Annotated in this window: 6 protein-coding genes; 3 read left to right on the top strand and 3 right to left on the bottom strand. The window is 75.0% G+C overall.

Annotation, left to right across the window (positions count from 1 at the left end):
• Positions 1-396 precede the first annotated feature (396 nt).
• A complete protein-coding gene (locus tag V2S66_RS17520; protein WP_330796488.1) occupies positions 397-1,125 on the top strand; it encodes a pirin family protein in 729 nt (242 codons plus the stop codon).
• Between the two features lie 45 nt (positions 1,126-1,170).
• Here V2S66_RS17520 and V2S66_RS17515 read toward each other — a convergent pair whose 3' ends face one another.
• Positions 1,171-1,986, bottom strand: a complete 816-nt coding sequence (locus tag V2S66_RS17515; RefSeq protein ID WP_330796475.1) for a serine hydrolase domain-containing protein — start codon at positions 1,984-1,986, stop codon at positions 1,171-1,173.
• A 121-nt stretch (positions 1,987-2,107) separates the two neighbouring features.
• On the opposite strand from V2S66_RS17515, the gene V2S66_RS17510 reads away from it, so the two are divergent.
• Positions 2,108-2,572 (top strand): MerR family transcriptional regulator, encoded by a 465-nt coding sequence (locus V2S66_RS17510; protein ID WP_330796473.1) that lies wholly within the window; start codon positions 2,108-2,110, stop codon positions 2,570-2,572.
• Positions 2,572-3,585: an aldo/keto reductase gene (locus V2S66_RS17505; RefSeq protein WP_413966416.1), complete on the top strand. Its 1,014-nt coding sequence runs from the start codon at positions 2,572-2,574 to the stop codon at positions 3,583-3,585. Before V2S66_RS17510 ends, V2S66_RS17505 begins: the two co-directional genes overlap by 1 nt.
• A gap of 35 nt (positions 3,586-3,620) precedes the next feature.
• On the opposite strand, the gene V2S66_RS17500 is transcribed toward V2S66_RS17505, so the two are convergent.
• Together V2S66_RS17500 and V2S66_RS17495 are read right to left on the bottom strand one after the other, a co-directional pair.
• A complete protein-coding gene (locus V2S66_RS17500; protein WP_330796471.1) occupies positions 3,621-4,385 on the bottom strand; it encodes a DUF4429 domain-containing protein in 765 nt (254 codons plus the stop codon).
• A 195-nt stretch (positions 4,386-4,580) separates the two neighbouring features.
• Positions 4,581-5,774: an alpha/beta hydrolase gene (locus V2S66_RS17495; protein ID WP_330796469.1), complete on the bottom strand. Its 1,194-nt coding sequence runs from the start codon at positions 5,772-5,774 to the stop codon at positions 4,581-4,583.
• Between the last annotated feature and the right edge of the window lie 226 nt (positions 5,775-6,000).

Genomic DNA, 6,000 nt, shown 5'->3' with positions numbered 1-6,000 from the left:
TTTGAGGGGCGCGGGGAACTACGCGGCCGGCCGCCATGAGGGCTGTACGTCGTCACCGGCCCGGTGGGGCTGTTGCGGTCGCAGACCGGACCACCGGTCGGTGGTGGGTTGCTCGCGCCGTTCCCCGCGCCCCTGGCTGGGCGCGGCGCCCACCGCATTCCGGGCGCTGCCCAAGTTTTTGGGGGGCGCGGGGAACGGCGCGGCCGGCCGCGGCGAGGGCTGGGCGTCGTCACCGGCCCGGAGGGGCAATTGCGGTCGCAGACCGGGCCGCCGGTCGGTGGTGGGTTGCTCGCGCCGTTCCCCGCGCCCCTGGCTGGGCGCGGCGCCCGGCGCGGTCCGGGCGCAGCCCGGGGGTTGGGGGGCAACGCCCGGCGCGAGCCGTACGGTGGGGGCGTGATGGACGTAAGGGCGGGGGCGGGGCGGTTCGAGGGCGGCAGCCCAGGCGTGCGGACGCGGCACGCGTTCTCCTTCGGCGCGCACTACGACCCGGAGAACGTCGGGTTCGGCCTGCTGTCCGCGTGCAACGAGGAGACGCTCGACCCGGGCGCCGGCTTCGCCGAACACCCCCACCGGGACACCGAGATCGTCACCTGGGTGATCGAGGGCGAGCTGGAGCACCGGGACGCCACCGGAGCGGCCACCCGGCTCGCCGCAGGCGACCTGCAAGGGCTCAGCGCCGCCGGCGGCGTCCGGCACAGCGAGCGGAACGCCGGCCCCGGCCCGCTCCGGTTCCTGCAGATGTGGCTGCGGCCGGACGCGTACGGTGGCGCGCCGCGGTACACGGCCGTCACCGACCCGGCCCCGCCCGGCGAGGGCCTGCGCCTGCTCGCCTCGGGGCGCCCCGGCGACGCCGCGCCGGTGGAACTGCGGCAGCGGGCCGCGGCGCTGCACGCGGGACGCACGGCCGGGACCGGCGCCTGGGCGCTCCCGGACGCCGCGCACCTCTACGTCCACGTCGTGCGCGGCGCGGTGACGCTGACCGCGCCCGACCCGGCGGGGTCGCCGGGGACGGCGGCGCTCGGTCCCGGCGACGCCGCCAGGATCACCGGCGCGCACGGGGTGCGGGCCGCGGCGGCCGGTCCCGCGGAGTTCCTGGTGTGGGAGATGCACGCCGCGCGGCCGTGACCCCGAGGTGCCCGAGCAGCGTCAGGGTCCGGCCGGCCCCTGGTCTCAGCCCCGCAGCTCCGCGAGCACCGCGTCCGTGAGCTGCGGCCACGGCTCCAGCGCCCACGCGCCGAAGGCGCGGTCGGTGAGGACCACGCAGGCCGCGTCGGCCGCCGGGTCCACCCACAGGAAGGTGCCGGACTGGCCGAAGTGGCCGAAAGTCGCGGGCGAGGAGGTCGCGCCGGTCCAGTGCGGCGACTTGGCGCCGCGGATCTCGAAGCCCAGCCCCCAGTCGTTGGGGTTCTGCAGCCCGTAGCCGGGCAGCACGCCCTTGAGGCCGGGGAAGGCCACCGAGGTCGCGGTGACCAGCGTCGAGGGGTGCAGCAGCCGCGGCGCCTGCAGCTCGGCGGCGAACCGGGCCAGGTCCGCGACGGTGGACACGGCGCCGGCCGCGGGCGTGCCGGGCAGCGTCGTGCCGGTCATCCCGAGCGGTTCCAGCACGGCCTGCCGCAGGTATTCCGCGAAGGGGATGCCGGTCGCCTTGGCCAGCGCGTCGCCGAGCACCTCGAAGCCGGCGTTGGAGTACAGCCGCCGGGCGCCGGGCTCGGCCATCACGCGGTGCTCGTCGAAGGCGAGGCCCGAGGTGTGCGCCAGCAGGTGCCGTACGGTCGAGCCGTCCGGTCCTGCCGGGTCGTCCAGCTCGAACACGCCCTCCTCGTAGGCGACCAGCACCGCGTACGCGAACAGCGGCTTGGTCACCGACGCGAGCGCGAATTCGTCGTCCTGCGGTCCGTAGGTGCCTGCCACCGTGCCGTCCTGGCGGACGACGGCCGCGGCCGCGTTCGGCACCGGCCACCGTGCGATCAACCCGAGGCTCTCCATGCTCCGAGCGTAGGCGGTGGCGCGCGGCCGGCGTAGCCCGCCCCCGCGTGCGGGGGCGGCTCGCGAAGGGGCGGGGAAGTCGCTTGCCTGGAGTGCACTCCAAGGTCTTAGCGTGGAGGCCATGACGGTCGTGCAGGTGGCGAAGAGCAAACCGGGTTGGGCGAGGGACTGTGCGGACGGGGACGGGCATCTGCGGCCGGACGGCCGGGACCAGTACACGATCAGCGAGGTGGCCGACTTCACCGGCCTGAGCGCGCATACGCTGCGCTGGTACGAGCGGATCGGGCTGATGCCGCACGTGGACCGCTCGCACACCGGGCAGCGCAGGTTCAGCAACCGCGACCTGGACTGGCTGGCGTTCGTCGGGAAGCTGCGGCTGACCGGGATGCCGGTGGCGGACATGGTGACGTACGCCGAGATGGTCAGGGCGGGCGACCAGACCTTCGCGGAGCGCCGGGCGCTGCTGGAGTCGACCCGGGTCGACGTCCTCCAGCGCATCGCCGAACTCCAGGACACCCTCACCGTCCTGGACAGCAAGATCAGCACTTACGCGGGCGCCCGGAGCGCCCCTGAGAGGACCGCGTGATGATGTCGCAGCACCGTATCGGCACCGCCAGGCTCGGCGAGGACGGCCCGCTGGTGGGCGTCCAGGGCCTGGGCTGCATGGGCATGAGCGCCTTCTACGGCGACACCGACGAGGAGGCGGCCAGGGAGACCCTGGAGGCCGCGCTGGACGCCGGTGTGACCCTCTTCGACACCGCCGACATGTACGGGCTCGGCGCGAACGAGGAGTTCCTCGCGCCCTTCCTGCGGGAGCACCGCGACGAGGTCACCCTGGCGACCAAGTTCGCCATCCACCGGCTGCCGGACGGCGGCCGGGAGATCCGCAACGACCGCGCGTACCTCCGGCAGGCCGTCGAGGGCAGCCTGCGGCGGCTGGGCGTCGACGTGATCGACCTGTACTACATGCACCGCCGCGACCCGCGGGTGCCGTTGGCCGAGTCGGTCGGCGCGATGGCGGAGCTGGTCGCCGAGGGCAAGGTGCGGCAGCTGGGCCTGTCCGAGGTGACCGGCGCGGAGCTGCGCGAGGCGTACGCGGTGCATCCGATCGCCGCGATCCAGTCGGAGTGGTCGCTGTTCAGCCGGGACGTGGAGGCGTCGGCGGTGGGCGCGGCGGCGGAGCTGGGCGTGACCTTCGTGCCGTACTCGCCGCTCGGCCGCGGGTTCCTCGCCGGGGCGTTCCAGGACGCGGGCAAGGAGCTGTCGGAAGGCGACTTCCGGCGCGATCAGCCGCGTTTCACCGGCGACAACGCGGCGCGCAACGCCGCGCTGCTGGCGCCGGTCGCGAAGGTCGCCGCCGCGCACGACGCGACGCCCGGCCAGATCGCACTGGCCTGGGTGCAGCAGCGGGCCGAGGTGCACGGACTGCCGGTGGTGCCGATCCCCGGCACCCGCAAGCCGTCCAGGGTGCGGGAGAACGCCGCGGCCACGCACATCGTGCTGCAGGAGGCCGAGCTGGCGTGGCTGGAACCGATCGCCGGGCAGGTCGCGGGCGACCGGTACGCCGACATGGCCGGCACCTCGGCGTCCCGCGAGTAGGCCCCCGGGTCCGCCGACCCCCGGGGCTCCGGAGGCTACGGCCGGACCCGGGCCGCCCTGATCGCGGCGAGCACGGCCGCCGCGAACGGCAGCGACTCGTGCACCGGGCCGTAGCCCATGCCGAAGACGACCGCCGCCGGGTCCTGGTCGGCCTCGCCCACCGGACCCGCGGCGGCGTCGCTCTCGCCGCCCGCCCCGCCGGTGCGTCGCAGCAGCCGCAGGTGGCCGTGTGACAGCTCGGGGGAGCGCCAGTCCACCCCGCTGAGCTCCTCGACCGGGAAGAGCTGGTCGCCGGCCTTCCACTTCGCGGTGGACGCGCCGGTCCAGAACCACCGGAAGCTCACCGCCCGCCCGTCGAAGAGCGCCTTGGCGTCGTACGCCTTGAAGGAGCGCGGCGCGGACGGCGGGTCGACCAGGAAGCGCGCGGCGGGCTCGCCGGACAGCGCCTGCGAGCCGCCCGCCTGCGCGGTGATCGCGGCGGCCAGCTCGTCGCGGTAGTACTCGGCCAGGGTGCGGGACTGCTCGGGCAGCACCAGCCGGTAGGGGTCCGCGGCCTCCTTCAGCTGCCCGGCTGCCGCCTCGACCAGCGGGTCCGCGCCGCGCCGCGGGACCGCCCGCAGCAGCACCGCGCCGCGCCGCCCGTCGGCCAGCTCCACCGACTCCAGCGCGGCGTGCGGCACCCGCCGCTCGCCGAGCGCCTGCAGCAGCCGGGCGCCGCGCACGCCCCGGCTGTACCGGATCACCACCGCGTCGGGTTCGAACTCCCATACGGCGTTGGTTCCGGCCAGCACGTCACCCATAGGGGTCAGCCTATGACCGGTACCGCTCAAGCGCGCCGACTGCCGCTACGCGCGTCGCTTCCTTTTCACCCCGCGGTTTCCTTGCGTCCCACTGGATCACAGGCGTCCCAGCGACGGCGCGCACTCGGCCGGAAACAGCCGCGGAACAGGCAGGGAACCGGCAGGGAACAGGCGCCGCCGGGTCCCCCGGGGGTGTCAGAGCCCGGCGGCGCACCCCGGATGGCCGTCCCGGCAGGAGACGTCCGGGTAGTCGCCCAGGGCGATCCTGGCGAAGTTCGCCAGGCTCGCGGTGCCGGGCGCGAAGTAGCCCGGATGGCCCGCCGCGCCGGCCGCGCTGATCAGCCGGGCGCCGAAGGACCGCGAGATCGGGTCCGCGCCGTGGCCGAGCCCGGCGAACTCCAGGTGCGGGACGTCGCCGATCCAGTCGCTCGAGTCCCGCGCCGCCCACACGTGCGCGGTGGTGTGCAGGTCGGAGACGTGCTGGGCGCGCATGCCGGGGCTGCCGAAGACCGCGACGTCGGAGACCTGTCCCGCGGGCAGGTCGGGCGCGGCCACGCCGCACAGCACCGAGCCGTAGGAGTGGCAGAAGAGCGACACGTCGCGGCGCTGCGGCAGCGCGGTCAGCAGCGACCGCAGCCGTACCGCGCCGCGCTCGGCCAGCGTGCCGGTGGAGGCGTCCAGGTCCACGCCGTTGGGGGTGGTGTAGTCGGCCCAGGCGATGACCGCGGCGGGCGCGTCGGGCTCGGTCGCCTGCTCCGCGGCGTACAGCTCGCCCGCCATGCCGTCCAGCGCGGACCAGGGCTTGTCCTCGCGCTCGAAGTGCAGGACGTCGGTGTCCACGCCGGGCACCACGATGGAGACCCGGCGGGCGGTCTGGAGGTCGCCGAAGACCTCGGCGACCTTGCCCTGGCCCGTCGGATCGAAGGAGAGGATCTGCCGTTGGCCGCCGAGCAGCGAGTCGTAGCGGTCGGCGAGGCGCTGGGCGACGTTCCGCCCGGTGGTGGTCAGCTGGTCGCTGCGGGACCGTACCAGCGCCGCGGTGCGCGCCTGGGTCAGCGCCTTGCGGTTGGCGCGGTAGCGCAGCGCCAGCGGCGCGCCGTCGAGGTTGCCGACGACCAGCGGGTAGCGGTCGGCGAGGGCGAGGCGCTGAGCGGCCGTCAGGGAGGCGAAGAAGCGCGCGATGCGCCTGGGCGCCGAGTCGGGGGAGGGCAGCCGGCGGGCGCCGATCGCCCCGTGCCGCCACGCGGACAGCGCGGCGGCACGCACGCTGGTCACCGCGTGCGGCTGCACGGCGGTCCATCCGGTGGTGCCCAGCATCACGAAGACGACGGCAAGGGCCAGCAGCGCGCGGATGGAGGTCGGGCTCAGACGCTCATAGAGAAAGGTCACTCGCAGATGCCTCGCGGATGCGTCCCGCAGCAGCAGGGACGGAGGGCGGGGAGCACGGGGGTGTGCCGTCGGCGACGGCCGCTCCTTGTTGCAGCCTAGACAACGCGAGGGTGCGCTCGGAGTAAGCGTGATCCAGATCACGTTTCGAAAGGGAATGCGCGGGTGAAGGGCGCCGGACCCCGACAGCGCAGGCCCGGACCGGTCGTGACGACCGGTCCGGGCCTGG

The organism is Actinacidiphila polyblastidii (assembly GCF_036353415.1).
GTDB lineage: Bacteria > Actinomycetota > Actinomycetes > Streptomycetales > Streptomycetaceae > Actinacidiphila > Actinacidiphila polyblastidii.
Note: the sequence above shows the minus strand (reverse complement) of the source record. Positions and strands in the feature narration are given on the sequence as shown.